The 16445-nt window shown below is 44.5% G+C and carries 15 protein-coding genes and 1 riboswitch; of the genes, 5 read left to right on the plus strand and 10 right to left on the minus strand.

Features of this window, described 5'->3' with window-relative positions:
• Positions 1 to 167: 167 nt before the first annotated feature.
• Together ACTIE0_RS01495 and ACTIE0_RS01500 are read left to right on the plus strand one after the other, a co-directional pair.
• Positions 168 to 1130, plus strand: coding sequence for a hypothetical protein (locus tag ACTIE0_RS01495; RefSeq protein ID WP_006669026.1), 963 nt, complete (start codon positions 168 to 170; stop codon positions 1128 to 1130).
• Positions 1131 to 1313: 183 nt separating this feature from the next.
• Complete coding sequence (locus ACTIE0_RS01500) at positions 1314 to 3149, plus strand: N-acetylmuramoyl-L-alanine amidase (protein ID WP_006669027.1); 1836 nt, start codon at positions 1314 to 1316, stop codon at positions 3147 to 3149.
• A gap of 362 nt (positions 3150 to 3511) precedes the next feature.
• Here the strand turns inward: ACTIE0_RS01500 and cobJ are convergent, their stop codons facing one another.
• Genes cobJ through cobG form a run of 4 tightly spaced genes read right to left on the minus strand, consistent with a single transcriptional unit; the run spans position 3512 to position 7775 of the window.
• Positions 3512 to 4939: a precorrin-3B C(17)-methyltransferase gene (cobJ, locus tag ACTIE0_RS01505; protein WP_006669028.1), complete on the minus strand. Its 1428-nt coding sequence runs from the start codon at positions 4937 to 4939 to the stop codon at positions 3512 to 3514.
• A gap of 31 nt (positions 4940 to 4970) precedes the next feature.
• A complete protein-coding gene (gene cobI / locus ACTIE0_RS01510) occupies positions 4971 to 5675 on the minus strand; it encodes a precorrin-2 C(20)-methyltransferase (RefSeq protein WP_006626031.1) in 705 nt (234 codons plus the stop codon).
• A complete protein-coding gene (locus ACTIE0_RS01515; RefSeq protein WP_006669029.1) occupies positions 5672 to 6301 on the minus strand; it encodes a precorrin-8X methylmutase in 630 nt (209 codons plus the stop codon). The genes cobI and ACTIE0_RS01515 overlap by 4 nt, the downstream gene beginning before the upstream one ends.
• 25 nt (positions 6302 to 6326) lie before the next feature.
• Positions 6327 to 7775, minus strand: a complete 1449-nt coding sequence (gene cobG, locus ACTIE0_RS01520) for a precorrin-3B synthase (protein ID WP_235720190.1) — start codon at positions 7773 to 7775, stop codon at positions 6327 to 6329.
• Between the two features lie 11 nt (positions 7776 to 7786).
• Positions 7787 to 7870: riboswitch (adenosylcobalamin-variant (AdoCbl-variant) riboswitch) on the minus strand.
• Positions 7871 to 7913: 43 nt separating this feature from the next.
• Here cobG and ACTIE0_RS01525 point away from each other — a divergent pair.
• Positions 7914 to 9140, plus strand: a complete 1227-nt coding sequence (locus ACTIE0_RS01525) for a bifunctional cobalt-precorrin-7 (C(5))-methyltransferase/cobalt-precorrin-6B (C(15))-methyltransferase (protein ID WP_006669031.1) — start codon at positions 7914 to 7916, stop codon at positions 9138 to 9140.
• A 13-nt stretch (positions 9141 to 9153) separates the two neighbouring features.
• Here the strand turns inward: ACTIE0_RS01525 and ACTIE0_RS01530 are convergent, their stop codons facing one another.
• Together ACTIE0_RS01530 and hemL are read right to left on the minus strand one after the other, a co-directional pair.
• Entirely contained in the window at positions 9154 to 9909 is a 756-nt protein-coding gene (locus ACTIE0_RS01530) for a cobalt-precorrin-6A reductase (RefSeq protein ID WP_006669032.1), read from the minus strand.
• Between the two features lie 122 nt (positions 9910 to 10031).
• Positions 10032 to 11330, minus strand: coding sequence for a glutamate-1-semialdehyde 2,1-aminomutase (gene hemL, locus ACTIE0_RS01535; protein ID WP_006669033.1), 1299 nt, complete (start codon positions 11328 to 11330; stop codon positions 10032 to 10034).
• Positions 11331 to 11427: 97 nt separating this feature from the next.
• Here hemL and hisE point away from each other — a divergent pair, with 97 nt between their 5' ends.
• Together hisE and ACTIE0_RS01545 are read left to right on the plus strand one after the other, a co-directional pair.
• Positions 11428 to 12030, plus strand: coding sequence for a phosphoribosyl-ATP diphosphatase (gene hisE / locus ACTIE0_RS01540; protein ID WP_006669034.1), 603 nt, complete (start codon positions 11428 to 11430; stop codon positions 12028 to 12030).
• Positions 12027 to 12287 carry a hypothetical protein gene (locus ACTIE0_RS01545; RefSeq protein ID WP_006626038.1) on the plus strand — a complete coding sequence of 87 codons (261 nt, stop codon included), beginning with the start codon at positions 12027 to 12029 and terminating at the stop codon, positions 12285 to 12287. Before hisE ends, ACTIE0_RS01545 begins: the two co-directional genes overlap by 4 nt.
• 18 nt (positions 12288 to 12305) lie before the next feature.
• Here ACTIE0_RS01545 and ACTIE0_RS01550 read toward each other — a convergent pair whose 3' ends face one another.
• From ACTIE0_RS01550 to ACTIE0_RS01565, 4 genes are all read right to left on the minus strand, one after another.
• Positions 12306 to 12728, minus strand: a complete 423-nt coding sequence (locus ACTIE0_RS01550) for a response regulator (protein WP_006669035.1) — start codon at positions 12726 to 12728, stop codon at positions 12306 to 12308.
• A 230-nt stretch (positions 12729 to 12958) separates the two neighbouring features.
• Entirely contained in the window at positions 12959 to 13804 is an 846-nt protein-coding gene (locus ACTIE0_RS01555; protein ID WP_006669036.1) for a transglutaminase family protein, read from the minus strand.
• Between the two features lie 112 nt (positions 13805 to 13916).
• A complete protein-coding gene (locus tag ACTIE0_RS01560; RefSeq protein WP_006626041.1) occupies positions 13917 to 14897 on the minus strand; it encodes an alpha-E domain-containing protein in 981 nt (326 codons plus the stop codon).
• A 56-nt stretch (positions 14898 to 14953) separates the two neighbouring features.
• Complete coding sequence (locus ACTIE0_RS01565) at positions 14954 to 16387, minus strand: circularly permuted type 2 ATP-grasp protein (RefSeq protein WP_035760220.1); 1434 nt, start codon at positions 16385 to 16387, stop codon at positions 14954 to 14956.
• Between the last annotated feature and the right edge of the window lie 58 nt (positions 16388 to 16445).

Consider the following 16445-nt stretch of genomic DNA (forward strand, 5'->3'; position numbering starts at 1 on the left):
GCGGGTCAGGTTAGTTAAGAAAAACTTAATCTTCACCTGATCAAAAATGTGGTATAAATGATTGTATAAGCCATAGTTTATGGAATCCCTAAAACTACCAACTCCCCACAGGTGTCGGTATTATGGCTATTATTCGGTGCAATATTTATCATGAGGAGTCGTAAAAAATGACTAATGCTCAAGTTGTCCGAGAACAATTAAGCGCCACCGATCCGGCTAGTCCCTCTCTGCGTAATCCAGCCTTACTGACCCGCTACGATGATTATATTATTCAGCCTACCTTTCCCAATGCGAATGTTTCGATCGCTGTAGACGCATTTAATACAATGCAATATGACCCAATTGTGAAAGTTTTTCAACTTGGGCCTAATGATACTGCTCCTTTCCCTGGTCAAAGTCCGATCGCAGCCAATGACGATCGCGCCTTGGGAAACCGAAACGCCACTATTGCGCCAGGTCAGATTGAATTTGGCACAGGTTTAGGGGCACCGAGTACCCTGAGAGCCGATGGGGTTTCCCGGTATTTAGTGCGGGTAACAAGTTATGATCCTCTGCCGGATACTAGCACATTTCCCCCGACTGGAGAACTACCCCAAGACTATCAATTAGCGGTTAGTGTTGATTTAGGAAGTTTAAACCCTCCAGATATTGCTAATGGGGGAATTTTAGGACCTAATGAGTTTGCTGGCCCCGATGTCGATCCTTTGACAGGTGTAGCTAGATTCTGGGATGCTGAGGCGGGTTCCCATATTTTTACGGCTGATCAAATGGAAAAAAACACCTTAGCCAGCAATCCACAAAGATTTGTGAATGAGGGGTTTGAATTTGTATCAGAGGGAGATACAGTCCTACAACGCTTTAGAAACTCCCAGGGTGGTTTTTTCTATGCCAGCAATCCCGGGGAAATTAGTTTTGTGCAAACTCTGGAAGAATGGGTCCCGGATGATCCCGGAACTTCGATTCGGGTTTTTTCGTCTCCCGTGCCTGGTGCATTACCCGTATTCAGAGCTTTTAATCTGGATACTAATGGTCATTTCTATACGATTGATCCAAGTCAAGCAGCCTTTGCTAATGATTTACCCAATTTCATCGGTCAAGGGGTTTCATTCTATGCGCGACCGATTGCGTAAATGGGGAATGGGGTTCTGCGGAATTAACTATTAACTAAACAGTGGTCATCTTAACTCCCTGCTGCTAGAATTTGGGATAGCAGTAGGGATTTGCTATGAACAGGGGGGTTAATCAGCCCCGGAAAGGGCGATCGCCTTTTGACAAAATCCATAGCAGTGACACCATTAGAATAATTAGCACTGATGAAAAAAATTATATTAGGATTAATAGTCTTTGCTTTAGTGATGATCACTCCAGCATTAGCAGAACAGCCTTTATTTGTAGCGTATCCTCCTAACCAACATAGGACTATATCCGATCGCATTTTTCTAATTGGCACCGCCGCCCCCCATGGTGAGGTATTAATCAATGGTCAAGTTATCGATCGCAGTCAAGGGGGACATTTCGCCCCCACTTTTCCTCTGGAATTAGGGGAAAATGAATTTATCCTCCGCCACGGTGATCAGGAAATTCGCCGCACTATTACCCGCGTTTCTAATCAACCACCTATCCCCGATGGAATAGCGTTTGTGCCGGAATCCTTGACCCCTTCTAGCCCCATTTCCCGACTGCCAGGGGAAATTCTTTGTTTTAGTGCGATCGCACCTCCTAACGCCGAAGTTTCCGTGGATATTGGGGGGGAAACTATCCCGCTATTTAAGCAAACTGAAAGTCGGCAACTTCCTGATAATAAGGCGGTTTTGACTGGCACCAACGAACCTATAAATATAGGGGGAAAGTTCGGGGGATGCGCCACTATTTCCCCAGATACTGATTTTGCTAATAATCGGAAGGCGATCGATTTAGGTCAACCCCGATATCAACTTATTCTCAATGGTGAAACCGTCACGCAAACAGCCACCGGAACCGTGTCTATTTTGTCTCCGACTCAATTTGAAATCGCCGAAGTAATTGTCGATGCAGGGGTCGCCAGAACCGGACCTAGCACTACTTATTCCCGTCTAACTCCGCTTCCCAAAGGAACCCGGTCGCGCATTACTGGTAGGGATGGAGATTATTTACGTCTGGACTATGGCGGATGGATAAAAGCGGATGAAACCCGGATTTTCTCCGGTTCTATTCCTCCTAATTCCATGATTCGCAGCGCTAGTGCGCGCCGAGATGGACAATGGACTAAGGTTTATTTTCCTTTACAAGTTCCGGTTCCGATTAGTATTAAACAGGGCGATCGAACTTTAACTATTACTCTGCATAATACAACTGCCCAAACTGATACTATCCGCTTTGATGATAACCCATTAATTGAACGGATGGACTGGCAACCTGTTCTCTCACCCATGGGAGAAACTCAAGCAGCGGTTGAATATACTTTCCATTTTAGAACTTCTCAGCAGTGGGGATATGAAGTTAATTATGCTGGCACAACTTTGGTTTTATCCCTTAAACATCCCCCCGAATTGGGTGCGTTAGATGATCAGAGTTTTCTGGCATCTATTCGCCGGGGAAGACCTCTAACCGGGGTGAAAATTTTACTAGACCCCGGACATGGTAGTGATGAGGATTTAGGCGCGAGAGGACCGACAGGATACCCGGAAAAAGATGTCGCTTTGATCATGTCTTCTCTGTTGCAAAGTGAGTTAATTAAACGGGGTGCAACGGTGTTTATGACCCGCGAGGGTGATGATGATTTATGGCCTCATGAACGGGTGGAAATGATTAATCAACAAAAGCCGGATCTGGCTTTTTCGATTCATTATAATGCCTTACCGGATAATGGAGATGCCATCAATACCAAGGGAGTTGGGATGTTTTGGTTTCATCCCCAAGCCCACAATTTAGCGGTTTTTCTGCATAATTATTTGGTGGAAAAATTGGATCGACCTTCCTATGGTGTCTTTTGGAATAATCTCGCCCTAACTCGTCCTTCTGTTACCCCTTCGGTATTATTGGAATTAGGGTTTATGATTAATCCCGAAGAGTTTGAATGGATTATTAACCCGGTTGAACAGCGGAAATTAGCGACTACTTTGGCTGATGCTATTGTGGAATGGGTACACTCTAGGGTAACAGATTCTTAATAATCGAAAACGCAAATAATTAATAATTAATAATTAATAATTAATAATTGTTAATTGTCGGGGCGGGTTCTGCCAGTTTCTCGTTTGCCTAGGAGAGGATTAATAAACCCGCCCTCACCCGGTGATTAATTAATAATTGATAATTGTCGGGGGGTTCTGCTAGTTTATCGCCTCCCAACCGGAGGATTAATCAACCCGCCCCCAGCCAGTGATTAATTAATAATTGATAATTGTAGGGGCGGGTTCTGGTAGTTTATCGCCTCCCAACCGGAGGATTAATAAACCCGCCCCCAGCCAGTGATTAATTAATAATTGTTAATTGTCGGGGGGTTCTGCTAGTTTCTCGTTTCCCAACCGGAGGATTAATAAACCCGTCCTTTGGGGAGAGAGGGATAATGGCGTGGGGTGTAAATCCACTGCTGGTTTTGGTTTTGGTTAATGATGCGAGTTTGGCTGTTTCCAATTAAAATTATGGTTCGCATATCGGCATCTTGAGCGGTTAATTGTTCGAGTATTTTGACGGTGACGGTTTCTCCTTTTCTGCCTAAATTTCGGGCTAAGATAATGGGAGTTTGGGGAGACCTCCACTTTAATAATATCTGTTTTGCTTGGTCAAGTTGCCAGGTTCTTTGTTGAGAAACAGGGTTATAAAATGCCATGGCTAAATCGGCTTTGGCGGCTAATTCAATGCGGTTGATAATGACATCCCAGGGTTTGAGAATATCTGATAGGGAAATGACGCAGAAATCGTGTCCTAATGGTGCGCCAACTCTGGCGGCGGCGGCTTGCATGGCGGAAATACCTGGACAGACCTGGATAGCGATCGCCTCCCATTCTGGTTTGGCTTTGGTTTCTAATACTTCAAATACCGCTGAAGCCATGGCGTAAATGCCTGGATCGCCGGAAGAAATTAGCACCACTGAACGCCCTTTAGCGGCTAAATTTAAGGCAGTCTCCGCCCTATTTAATTCTACCCTATTATCAGATTCATGGCGGATAATTTCGGGTTTTCTTAAAAATTCAACTAGGTCTAAATAGGTTTTATAACCTACCCAATCACTAGCATTTTCTAAGACCTCGCGAACTTGGGGAGATAGCCAATCATGGCTTCCGGGTCCGGTGCCAATTATGGCTAATTTACCGGTGATTTCTGGTGAACTCTCTAACTGATAAATTAAGCGATCGCCCCTAGGCTGAAGAGTGTCTATATCTGCTTTATCTACGATTTCAATAGTCAATTTTCCCTGTTCATCAAAGGGCAATTTACTATTTTGTAACCAGGGTGCATCTCCGAGCAATTTAACTTGTTCTCCCGCCAACAAATCGGAAATAAAGGTTTTGGCATCATCAGGATTAATCAATTGATAACCCTTGGGGGGAGATAATAAAGCCGTTTTAAATCTAATTTCTCCTGTGGTGGTAATAGCTGGAGAAACCTGCAAGAATTGGGCAATTTTACGCGCCAAATCATTAACCCCTTGTAAACCCCCTAAAAGTGGCACGACGGCGCTACCATCTTCAGCCACAGCTAAAACGGGAGGTTCCTGCCATTTATTGATTAATAATGGTGCTAAAGTGCGAATTAAAATCCCCGCCGCACAAATGCCAATAATGGGGGTTCCTGTTTGGAAGAGTTCCCGCAGGGTATCCCCAAAATTATCATAGGTTAAATCAGCCGACTGGGTGCGTTTTGGGGAACCATAGATAATCCCATTACCTAGCGCTTTTTGGATGTTCTTAGCCACATCAAGACTATTTTCGGTTAAAACAATAATGGCTGGTTGGTTCATAACTTAGGGGGAATTAAGGGTTAATTCGGGGTTATTTGGGCAGGTTGTGACTAGGTACTAAAATTAATGACCAGTAGGTAACTGAGTTATGGTCAACTTCTGTAATGGGGATAATTGCCTGATTTTTCCAAGTAGCGCGTTCGATATATAAAGCCCTTTGTAGTAGTCCTAAATCTGCCAAAATTTGATAAACTTTAGCAAAATGCCGACCTAATTTCATAATGGCGGCTGCATCAGCTACCGAGAGGCGATCGCGTAATATATCCGCCTCTAATGTAGCCGGAAGAATGGTAAAGACATCATTGCGATAAGTTATCGGTACTCCCAACATAGCCGCACTAGCCATCACTGAAGAAATCCCAGGTATGACCTCAATTGAAAACCGCCCTGATAAGCGATTAAAAATGTACATAAACGTACCATAAAGCATCGGATCTCCCAGACACAAAACCGCCACATCTTTCCCCTGGCTGAGATGTTCGGCAATTTTTTCCGCCCCGATATCATAATAAGGCTGTGACGATCGCTGCACACTAAAGGGTAGGGGGATAGGAATTTCGATCTGATCAGGGGAGATAAAATCGGCGACGATCGCCCTAGCTAAAACCTTGCCATTTTCCAAACTGGGATAGGCAATGACGGGAACAGTTGTTAAAATACGATGTGCTTTTAAAGTTAGTAATTCCGGATCTCCCGGACCAATTCCCAACCCATAAAGTCGCCCTAATTTAGTCATAATTCATTTTCCTTTGCTAACGCATTTACTGCCGCCGCTGCGATCGCACTCCCACCGCGCCGCCCATGGAGTGTCATAAATGGAATACCACGGCTATTAGATGCCAATTCAAGTTTCGACTCTGCCGCGCCGACAAAGCCGACCGGAAACCCTAAAATCAGTGCAGGTTTCACTAAACCATCATCCAACATTTCCAGCAGGTGAAAGAGGGCAGTCGGTGCATTACCAATGGCTACCACTGCGCCTTGTAAATTATCCCCCCATAACTCCAATGCTGCCGCCGACCGAGTATTATCAATCTGGCGAGCGATATTAGGGACATCTGGATGATTTAGGGTACAAATAATCGGGTTATTTTTAGGTAAGCGTTTTTTAGTAATTCCCCTAGCCACCATCATGGCATCACAAAAGATGGCTTTTCCCTGTTGTAGTGCCTCCCGTCCGACTTTAACGGCATTTTCTGAGGCTTGTAAATCTCCGATAATATCCGTCATTCCGCAGGCATGAATTAACCTAACTGCTACATGAGATAAATCATCTGATAAACCTTGAAAGTTGGTTTCATCCCGAATTATTCCAAAGGATTTCTGATATATTTGGTTGCCGTCACGCAGGTAGTCTATCATCAGCAAATTTGCAGGTAATTAGTGATTAATTAAGTGGGCGATTTTGGGTCAAAAAATTGGCTAAAAATTCGGGTATTTCGGTAAATACTCCCTCAAAAATTTTTTGTTTTAAGGATTGTTCACCATCCCCAAGATACACTTGGTAGCCTTCGATAGTTTTCCCATTTTGATTAATTGTATGCCCTAAAAGGGTGATTTCTGCGGGACTGGGTTGAGCGCAAAATTTAGGGCAACCAGTTACATGAATATTAATAGGAGTATCTAAATTTAATCGCTGGTGGAGATATTCTGCTAATTGGGAAGCGTGAGTTTGAGTGTGGGTAAGTGATGCGGCACAGCCAGGCTTACCACCACAAGCAGCGATCGCCACTTGATTTGACTCAATTTCCGCGAAGCCTAATAAAGATAGTTTCGGCAATAATTGGCTGATTTGTTGATGGGGAATATCTGGCATTATAATTGTTTGCCAAGGGGTTAATCTTAACTCGGCATTACCAAAGGTTTCTGAAAGTTCTACTAATCCTAACCATTGTTGTGCATTAATTTGTCCTAGGTGTAATGATATCCCAATATAACACAATTCGGCGTTTTTTTGGGGATAAATTCCTAAATGATGATAGGGTTGGCTGGGGGTAGGTTCAGCGGACAATATCGGCAAGGGCTGGGTTAGTTGGCTGTTGACTTGCTGGATATATGTATCTAATCCTAGATGGTCAATTAGCTGTTTCATCCGAGGCTTTTTCCCGGTATCTAAGGGGTTGTTTCGGACATACTCCCCATAGACATTAATAAGGGTAGCGACTACAGATAAACATTGTTCTGGCGTGATGACAAGTTGGGTATTATATAGCTTTTTATCTCCGGCGATCGCCAACTGAAAATTAATGCTATTATTCCCATCATCTACCGAGATCGCATTAAGCTGAATCTCATTATATCGATGTTCCCAAGCCACCGGAGAACGGATACCAATTCCCACAGTCCCCCCCCCATCAACTCCGATGCTAAACTTAGGACTAAGTTCGCCAATTAACGGGTGATTTTGAATCAGATTATCCAGGGCTTTAATCAGGGGACTAGTATCAATTAACTCCTGGCTATCAATTCCCGCCGTCGGACTACCCATAATATTGCGTAGGTGGTCTATGTGGGGATGTTGAGCAGCTAAATTTAATTTTTTCAGCATCTCAAAAACGGCGCTAGTTGGTGGTTTTTGCACTCCCCGAATTTGTAAATTAGCGCGATTAGTTACTTGTAGCGTCCCTCCCCACTCCGTTAATAAATAACCCAATAATTTACCCTGTTTACTATTAATTAATCCGCCCGGAGTCCGAATGCGGATTAAAAAACCATCCTGGGCGTGGGTTCCATAAAATAGACCCGGACAAACATTTGCTTTAACTAACCAATTCATGGTGATTTGTTTCTCCATGCGACGCAGAGAATGAGCCGCAAAATTAGCTGATTTTGACAACTCATCAATAACTTGTAGTTGGCATTCTGACTCAGAAAATTGTATTACAGTTGCGGCACAGTGTCGGAATCTCACCGAACTTTCCCAACGACAAGCCCAAATACTATATCATGAATACTGGTATTTTAACTATAAATCATGGTCAGCAGGGATTTTTCCCACAAATGGTTATCAATTGTAGGAATTGGGGAAGATGGGTTAGAAGGGTTAAGCGCCACGGCGCGATCGCTTTTATCTATGGCTTCAGTAGTTGTCGGTGGTCAACGTCATTTAGCAATGTTACCCCCGGAGGATAAACGAGAAAAACTCCTCTGGACTTCTCCTCTGGATGAGTCGATCGCAGAAATTATCCGCCGCCGTGGTCAACCCGTCTGTGTTTTAGCTAGTGGCGATCCGATGTGGTATGGTATTGGCGTTACCCTTACCCGTCGCCTACCCCTTGAGGAAATTACTATAATTCCTTCTCCCTCTACATTTAGCCTAATTTGTAGTCGTTTGGGTTGGTCTGTAACCGATGTAGAAACCCTGAGTTTATGTGGTCGTCCCCTGGCTTTATTAAATCGGGTAATTTATGGGGGTGCGCGTCTGTTAATTTTAAGTGCTAATCGTCGCACTCCCGCCGCCGTGGCTGAACTCCTAACACATCAAGGATTTGGTGATAGTTTAATCGTGGTGTTGGAACATTTGGGAGGCAAAAAAGAGAGACAAATTTCGGGTATCGCTTCCTCTTGGGATGTTGACGAAGTGGCTGATTTAAATGCGATCGCCGTAGAGTGTATTAGTTCTAATCCCGTTAACTTTTCCCCTAGTTTCCCGGGACTTCCTGACAGCGCCTACCACCACGACGGACAGTTAACTAAACAGGAGGTCCGAGCGATTACTCTCAGTCGATTATCTCCCCTACCGGGACAACTTTTATGGGATGTCGGTGCAGGTTGTGGGTCCATTGGTATTGAGTGGATGAGAAGTGATCGCCGTTGTCAAAGTATCGCCATAGAACAGCATCCCAGACGCTTAGAATATATTGCTGATAATGCCACAGCTTTAGGGACTCCAGACCTGCAAATAATAGCCGGAAAAGCACCCGAATCATTAATTAATTTACCTTCCCCTGATGCCATTTTTATTGGTGGTGGTATTACCACCCCAGGTCTATTAGAAACCTGTTGGAAAAAATTGCGATCGGGAGGTCGTCTAGTGGCTAATACAGTCACAGTTGAGAGTGAGTTACTTCTGTTACAATGGCATAATAAATTAGGGGGGGAACTTACCCGAATTGGCATTGAAAGAACTGCAGCCATTGGCAATTTTTTAGGCTGGAAACCCTTAGCTACTGTCACTCAATGGTCAGTGCTGAAACCATAACTAAAAAGGCGGTTTATTGTTGGTGTAACCAAGCGATCGCCGACTCAATATCAGCCACTGTTTCCCCCATAGGAATGGGAGGACGTTGCACCATAACCACAGGTAATTTCAACTCTCGCGCCGCCACAATTTTGGCGTAGGTAGCATCACCGCCGCTATTTTTACTAACAATTGCACCCAGTTGATATTCCCGTAAAATTGACAGTTCATCTACCACCGAAAACGGCCCCCTTTGTAACAATAATTCCCCCCTAGGTATAGGTAAATTCGGCTGAGGTGGGTCAATCATCCGCATTAAAAACCAGATATCTTTTAGTTCAGCATAGGCGGAAAGTTCCTGACGACCAATAGTTAAAAATACCCGTTCAGCTAACCCTGATAAAACCATAGTAGCCTGTGAGTGACTATCCACCTCAACCCAGTTATCGCCGGGGACTTTTTCCCAAGCCGGACGGACAACCATTAACCGTTTAATTCCACATTCATTAGCTGCTATAGCCGCATGGTCAGAAATTTGGGCAGCAAAGGGGTGGGTAACATCAATTAAAATATCAATTTTTTGTTGTTTTAAATAGTCGATTAAACCCTGAACACCGCCAAAACCCCCAATCCGAAAAGCCGCCGGGTCTTTCGGGGTAACTGGCTGTTGAGTGCGACCCGCAAAAGAAGCGATCGCCTCTATATTCGCCATAGTTTGAACCCTATCATATAGGGCTGTCGCTTCCGCCGTTCCTCCCAAAATCAAGATTTTTTTACAGTAATTACTCATCCAAATTAATAGGTTAAGATTAGCCCGATAAACCCCAGCAAAAACCAGGTTTTCTATGGGAATTCCAGACAGACTTAACCATCAATTCCATAAAAAACCCAGTTCTTGACTGTCAGAATTATCTACAGACCAGATAAAACTTCCCGCGCCGCCGCCAGAGTTTGATCAATATCTTCCTCAGTATGCACAAAAGAAGTAAAACCAGCCTCAAATTGTGAAGGAGCCAAATAAATACCCCGTTCTAACATACCTCGATGGAAGCGACCAAACTTCGCCAAATCAGACTTTTTAGCATGATCATAATTATGAACAGGTCCCTCCGTAAAAAAGAACCCAAACATCGCGCTAATTTGGCCACCACAGGCTGCATGACCTGTTTCTTTAGCAATTTCCAATAAGCCATTACTCAGCTTTTTGGTAATTTGGTCGAGATATTCATAAGTCCCCGGCTTTTGCAATAGTTCCAGAGTCTTAATTCCCGCCGTCATGGCTAGGGGATTTCCTGATAGGGTTCCCGCTTGGTACATGGGACCTGCTGGCGCGACCATAGCCATAATATCCTGACGACCGCCATAGGCTCCCACAGGTAAGCCACCACCGATAATTTTACCCAAAGTAGTTAAATCTGGGGTAACACCAAATTTTTCTTGAGCGCCACCGTAAGCAATGCGGAAGCCAGTCATCACCTCATCAAATACCAGTAAAGCGCCATTTTCCTCGGTCAGCATCCGCAAACCTTCCAGGAAACCCGCATCAGGAGGAATAAAGCCAGAGTTGCCTACAACGGCTTCTAGGATGATACCTGCGATTTGACCTGGATTTTCCGAAAATAGTTTTTTGACCGCTTCTAGGTCATTGTAGGGGGCGTTGAGAGTGTTTACAGTCACGTTTTTAGGTACGCCGGGAGAATCGGGTAAGCCGAGAGTCGCCACACCCGATCCGGCTTTGACTAGGAACATATCCGCGTGGCCGTGGTAGCAGCCCTCAAATTTGATGATTTTTTCGCGACCCGTAAAGGCTCGCATTAGTCGCAGTACGGACATACAGGCTTCCGTACCAGAGTTGACAAACCTTACCATTTCGATGCTGGGAACAGCGTCGATCACCATTTCCGCTAAAACGTTTTCTAGGGCGCAGGGTGCGCCGAAACTGGTCCCTTTTTCTAGCGCTTCGTGGAGAGCGGCGATTACTTCTGGGTGAGCATGACCGCAAATAGCTGGCCCCCAAGTGCCAACATAGTCAATATATTGGTTCCCGTCAACGTCCCAAACGTATGCTCCTTTGACGCGATCGAAAACTATGGGTTGACCGCCAACGGATTTGAATGCACGCACTGGGGAGCTAACCCCCCCTGGCATGATTTTTTGGGCGGCGCTAAAGATTTCCTCAGATTTTGTTGTTTTTAATGGGGTGCTTACCACTTTAATCTCCTTATGCTTAATATGTTTGGATGCTGTGGTGCCAAATTTGCTAACGGTGAGACACAAAATGATATTCTAAACAGTAGTGGTGTTTTTTATGACATTTAGTGGAGTTATGGCAGCCGGGAAACCCCCAGAATTGGGGAATCTGATTGATATTGATAAAATTCGTTACGATGATCAGGGCCTGGTAGCGATCGCCATTCAGGATATCTTAAATGGTGGGGTTTTGGCTTTGGGGTCGATGAACCGGGAAGCACTACAGAAAACCCTCGCGACTCAACAACTGTGGTGGGTTCAACAGTCACAGATTGAACTTTGGCATCCTGATATTATACTGGAGTCCATTAGCTATGACTACCGGGGCAATTTTCTGGTGGCTGGGGTTGCCTATTGTCCCTCGGAGTTAAATGGCTCTGGTGGACATACCTTGGCGGGTTTGTTTCGGGTAATTTGCGATCGCCGAGATCATCCAAATTCCCAATCCTATACCTGTCAGTTATTCGCCGGGGGAGATAATAAGATTCTCAAGAAAATCGGAGAAGAGGCGGCGGAAGTAGTTATGGCTTGTAAGGATGATGAGCCGCAGGCGATCGCCTCAGAAGTAGCCGATTTATTTTATCATTCCCTGGTGGCTCTGGCTTATCATCAGGTGGATTTACGGAAAGTTTATGAACAGTTAGAAGCACGTCGTCAATGAGTAAATTAACTCCGATTTCCTTAACGGTTCATTATATTAATGGGGAGTCCTACGAGTTTGAGTTTATGCCTCAGCAAACTTTGCAGGGTAGCGCTGTCAGTCCTCTGCAACAGATTTTGGGTTCCCATGAAATTATTATAGAGTTGGAGGATCGTTTGTTAGTAATTCCCATGGAAAATATACAGGCGATCGAGATTTCTCCACCCCCTAGCATTTTACCGGATACGGCTATTCGTAATGCTCAACAGGTGGATTAATGGAGTATTTGGCGACCTCTATTTGGGGTCATTTTCGGCTAGGACATCCCCCGCGATTTTGGCTTTAATTTGGTCAATAAAGGCTTGATGATCTATAATAGGTTTGGGGATGTAACCATCAGCGCCACTTTGGGCTAAGAAATATTCGCGATCGCTTTCATCCCCTTGGGCGGTCACCAAAATCACTGGTAAATTAGCAGTTTCAGGATTAGCTTTGAGCATTTGGGTAATTTTAATGCCATCAATGGGTTGACCCTCATAATAACTATTGTTTAGATAAATATCCATCAAAATCAGATCAGCTTGTTTAGAGGTTGCCATATTGATCACAGTTTCCACATCCTCAGTATGACAGGCAAGCATCCCACCTTTACGGGTGATAATTCTTTTAAATATCTGCCAATTAATCGGATTATCTTCAACTACTAAAACAGTTTTCATATTTTCACCCTCATTTGCAGAATTATAGTGACTCAACATACAGGCTATATGATTAGCATCTTCTATTCCACTGATTCTGTCGATCGCAATAAGTTCAGGATTTTCAGGTGATGGCTATGGTATCTGATGCCCATTTAGAGGCTCAAAGGATGGAAAAGTTCAGGACAATTGAATTCCTTATCTAGTATAGCAGTGGTATCGGTTGTTGATGTGACCGCTAAGATACTTAATCAACAGAGTTTTTCAATGGATAAATCATATTTCATCTGAGAATATGCTCCTCGCCCTCGAAAACTGCCGTTTATGGGACTAGCATATTCAGGAATAGCACTAGAAACCAGGGCGATATTGCGATCGCTGATAGCTAAATTCTGAGTCGGGTCATAACCCCGCCATCCCCCCCCCGGAAGATAAACCTCAGCCCAGGCGTGAAGATGGCGATCGCTATTATTTAGGTCCCCTTCCTGGTAGCCACTAACAAACCGAGTGGCCAAACCCATGGCCCGACAAGCCTCCATAAACAAAACCGTCAGATCTCGACAGGAACCCGCTTGCTGTCTCCAAGTAATCCCAGGGGGGAAAGCCGCCCCAGTTTCCCGAATAGTATAGCGACAAGTCCGATAAATGCGTTGATTTAAATCACTTAAAAACGTGAGAATCTCCCCCCGGGAACCATGCCAAATTTCTTGGGCCAATTGCACAGCCGCCGGGTCAACTCTGCCTTCTATATAAGGCTGTAAATGCCTTAAAATCGGTGCGGGATAGTCAGCGATCGGCAATTTCATCGCCCAAGGTTCCAGCAAATAGTTAAAGGGGTTATGACAATGAGTTTCTACTTGGGAACTGACTTTAATCTTTAATTCTTTCGTCGGTTCATCAAACCACAATTTCAGGACATCATTACCATTGAGGTCAACAATTGCCGAAATTCCTTTAGGTTCGGGAACCACATCAATAGCAAAATCCTGTAGAGTCTGAAAGGCATCTGAACGGGGTCGTAACCGGACGATATGGGGAGTTAGTTCTACATACTTATTATAGGTGTATATGGTGGTATGAGCAATCTGATAAATCATCACTGTGTCCGGGGTATTTCAACGAGCAATAGGGCTGACGAGGTACAGCCGCGCCCCACCTACCAGTTAGTAGGAATAGGTGGGGAAGGAGAGAGGAATACTTATGTCAATGTCAACCTACTTGACTTTGACTGACTGTCTCCGGTATAGGTTCCAGGGCAAAAAATGTTTCAAACATTCTCTCTTGAATCCCATTAACCCGGGTTTGCAAATTATCGAGAAATTCATGTAATCCTCGATTCATAATCTCATCAATCATGATATAGTCCAACTCCGATCGCAAACGTCCCAACTCCAGGTCTACAGGATTTTTCCAAGTTCCCGGTCTAGTTCCGGTAATATGTTGAAGCGATCGCTCTGCCTGTAGTATGCAATACTGAATCGAGCGCGGAAATTCCCGATCCAAAATCAAAAATTCTACCACACCAAAAGGGGTAATCCGGTGTTGTCTGCGTTTACGATACATCTCATAAGCACTAGCAGATTTCAGCAAAGCGATCCACTGAATTTCATCTAATGTAGTTCCGACATCCTCCACAGAAGGCAGCAAAATAAAATACTTAACATCCAGAATCCGAGAAGTTTTATCAGCCCTTTCTAGCATTCTTGCCATACGTCCAAAATGCCAGCCCTCATTGTGAGTCATAGTCGCATCCATAACCCCAGCAAATAAATGGGCTTGCTGCTTCACCTGATTAAAAAACTCTGGCAAATAATAGGAACTATCTCCCATAGCAGCATCGCGCACCATCATATAGAACTCATTGACCTGTTCCCACATTTCCGAGGAAATAATTTCCCGGACAGAGCGCGCATTTTGTCGCGCCAACCGCAGACAAGATAAAATCGAGTTAGGATACTGATTATCAAAAGTCAGGAATTGAATCACATTTTCAGCGGTCGCCTCTCCGTAGCGTTCCTTAAACAGTTCTAAATCCCCAGTAGTTAACACCAAAGGTCGCCATTGTTGCTTCATTCCCGACGGAGAATCCAACAACAAATTTTGGTTAACATCAACAAAACGGGCAATATTTTCGGCCCTTTCTATATAGCAATTCAGCCAATAGATAGAATCAGCAACACGACTGAGCATAGTTTTTTCGACTCAAAATGTAACGACAATTGTGGCTAACAAAGTTACCGCCAAGATTAGAATAAAACCCAAGTATCCTTACTGCCGCCCCCTTGGGAAGAGTTCACCACCAAAGAACCTTTTTTCATAGCCACGCGGGTCAAGCCGCCTGGATGAACATAAACCCCTTGAGGACCGTAAAGGATATAGGGTCGTAAATCGACATGACATCCCTCAAAGCTATCGCCTAGCAGGGTAGGAACGCGGGATAAAGAAAGGGTAGGTTGAGCGATATAATTGCGGGGGTTCGCCTTAATGCGTCCAGCAAACTCTAGTCGTTCTTCTTCTGTGGCTTGAGTCCCAACTAGCATCCCATAGCCACCAGCTTCGTTAGCGGCTTTAACGACTAATTTATCAAGGTTAGCCACCACATATTCAAGTTGCTGAGGTTCCCAACATAGGTAAGTAGGAACATTAGCCAAAATCTGATCTTCTCCCAGATAGTAGCGAATCATCTGGGGGACATAGGCATAAATTACCTTATCATCAGCGACACCGGTACCCAAAGCATTAGCCAGCGCGACGCGACCATTGCGATAGACCTCAGTGATACCAGGAACTCCTAAAAGTGATTCAGGATTAAAGGTCAGGGGGTCAATAAAGGTATCATCAATGCGGCGGTAAATGACATCAACCCGCCGTAAACCTTTTGTGGTTCGCATTTGCACATAACCATCTGCTATCACCAAATCCCGTCCTTCCACCAATTCTACTCCCATTTGTTGGGCGAGGAAAGAATGTTCAAAATAGGCAGAATTATAAATCCCCGGAGTCAGAACCACCACGGTCGGGTCATCGATGTGGGAAGGGGCTAAATTCAGCAGGGTATCTAGGAGATGACTGGGATATTCATCAACGGGTTGAATCCCTAGGGTAGCGAAGATTTGGGGAAAGGTGCTTTTCATTACCCGGCGGTTTTCCAGAACATAGGAAACCCCAGAGGGACAGCGTAGGTTATCTTCTAAAACATACCATTGACCATCGCGATCGCGTACTAAATCCGTCCCCGTGATATGACACCAAATATTTTTAGGGGCTTCAATTCCCATACAGGGTTTAAGAAAGCCTTTAGATGAGTTAATCAAATCTTCAGGAATCACACCATCTTTGACTATTTTCTGATCACTGTAAATGTCAGATATAAACAAATTGAGAGCCTGAATTCTCTGGATTAGTCCTCGTTCTAAATACGCCCATTCCTGCGCGGAAACAATACGAGGAATCATATCAAAGGGCAAAATCCTCTCGGTCCCCTCACTATCGCTATAAACGTTAAACGTTGCCCCTAGTTTCATCATGGCGGTTTTCGCCGCCTGTTGTCGCATCCTAATTTCTTCTGGGGACAGGGAATTAAGCCTATCTATTAACAGTTTGCCTTCGGGTCTCGGTTCCCCTGGAGAGGCAAATAGTTCATCGTAGAAATCACCTGGATCGTAAGAATCAAATAGCACAAATTGTAGCCCCAACTGCTCTAACACCTCTGATGATAAGGGGCTGAGTCCGTCCGGG

Source organism: Limnospira sp. (genome assembly GCF_051859755.1).
Lineage (GTDB): Bacteria > Cyanobacteriota > Cyanobacteriia > Cyanobacteriales > Microcoleaceae > Limnospira > Limnospira fusiformis.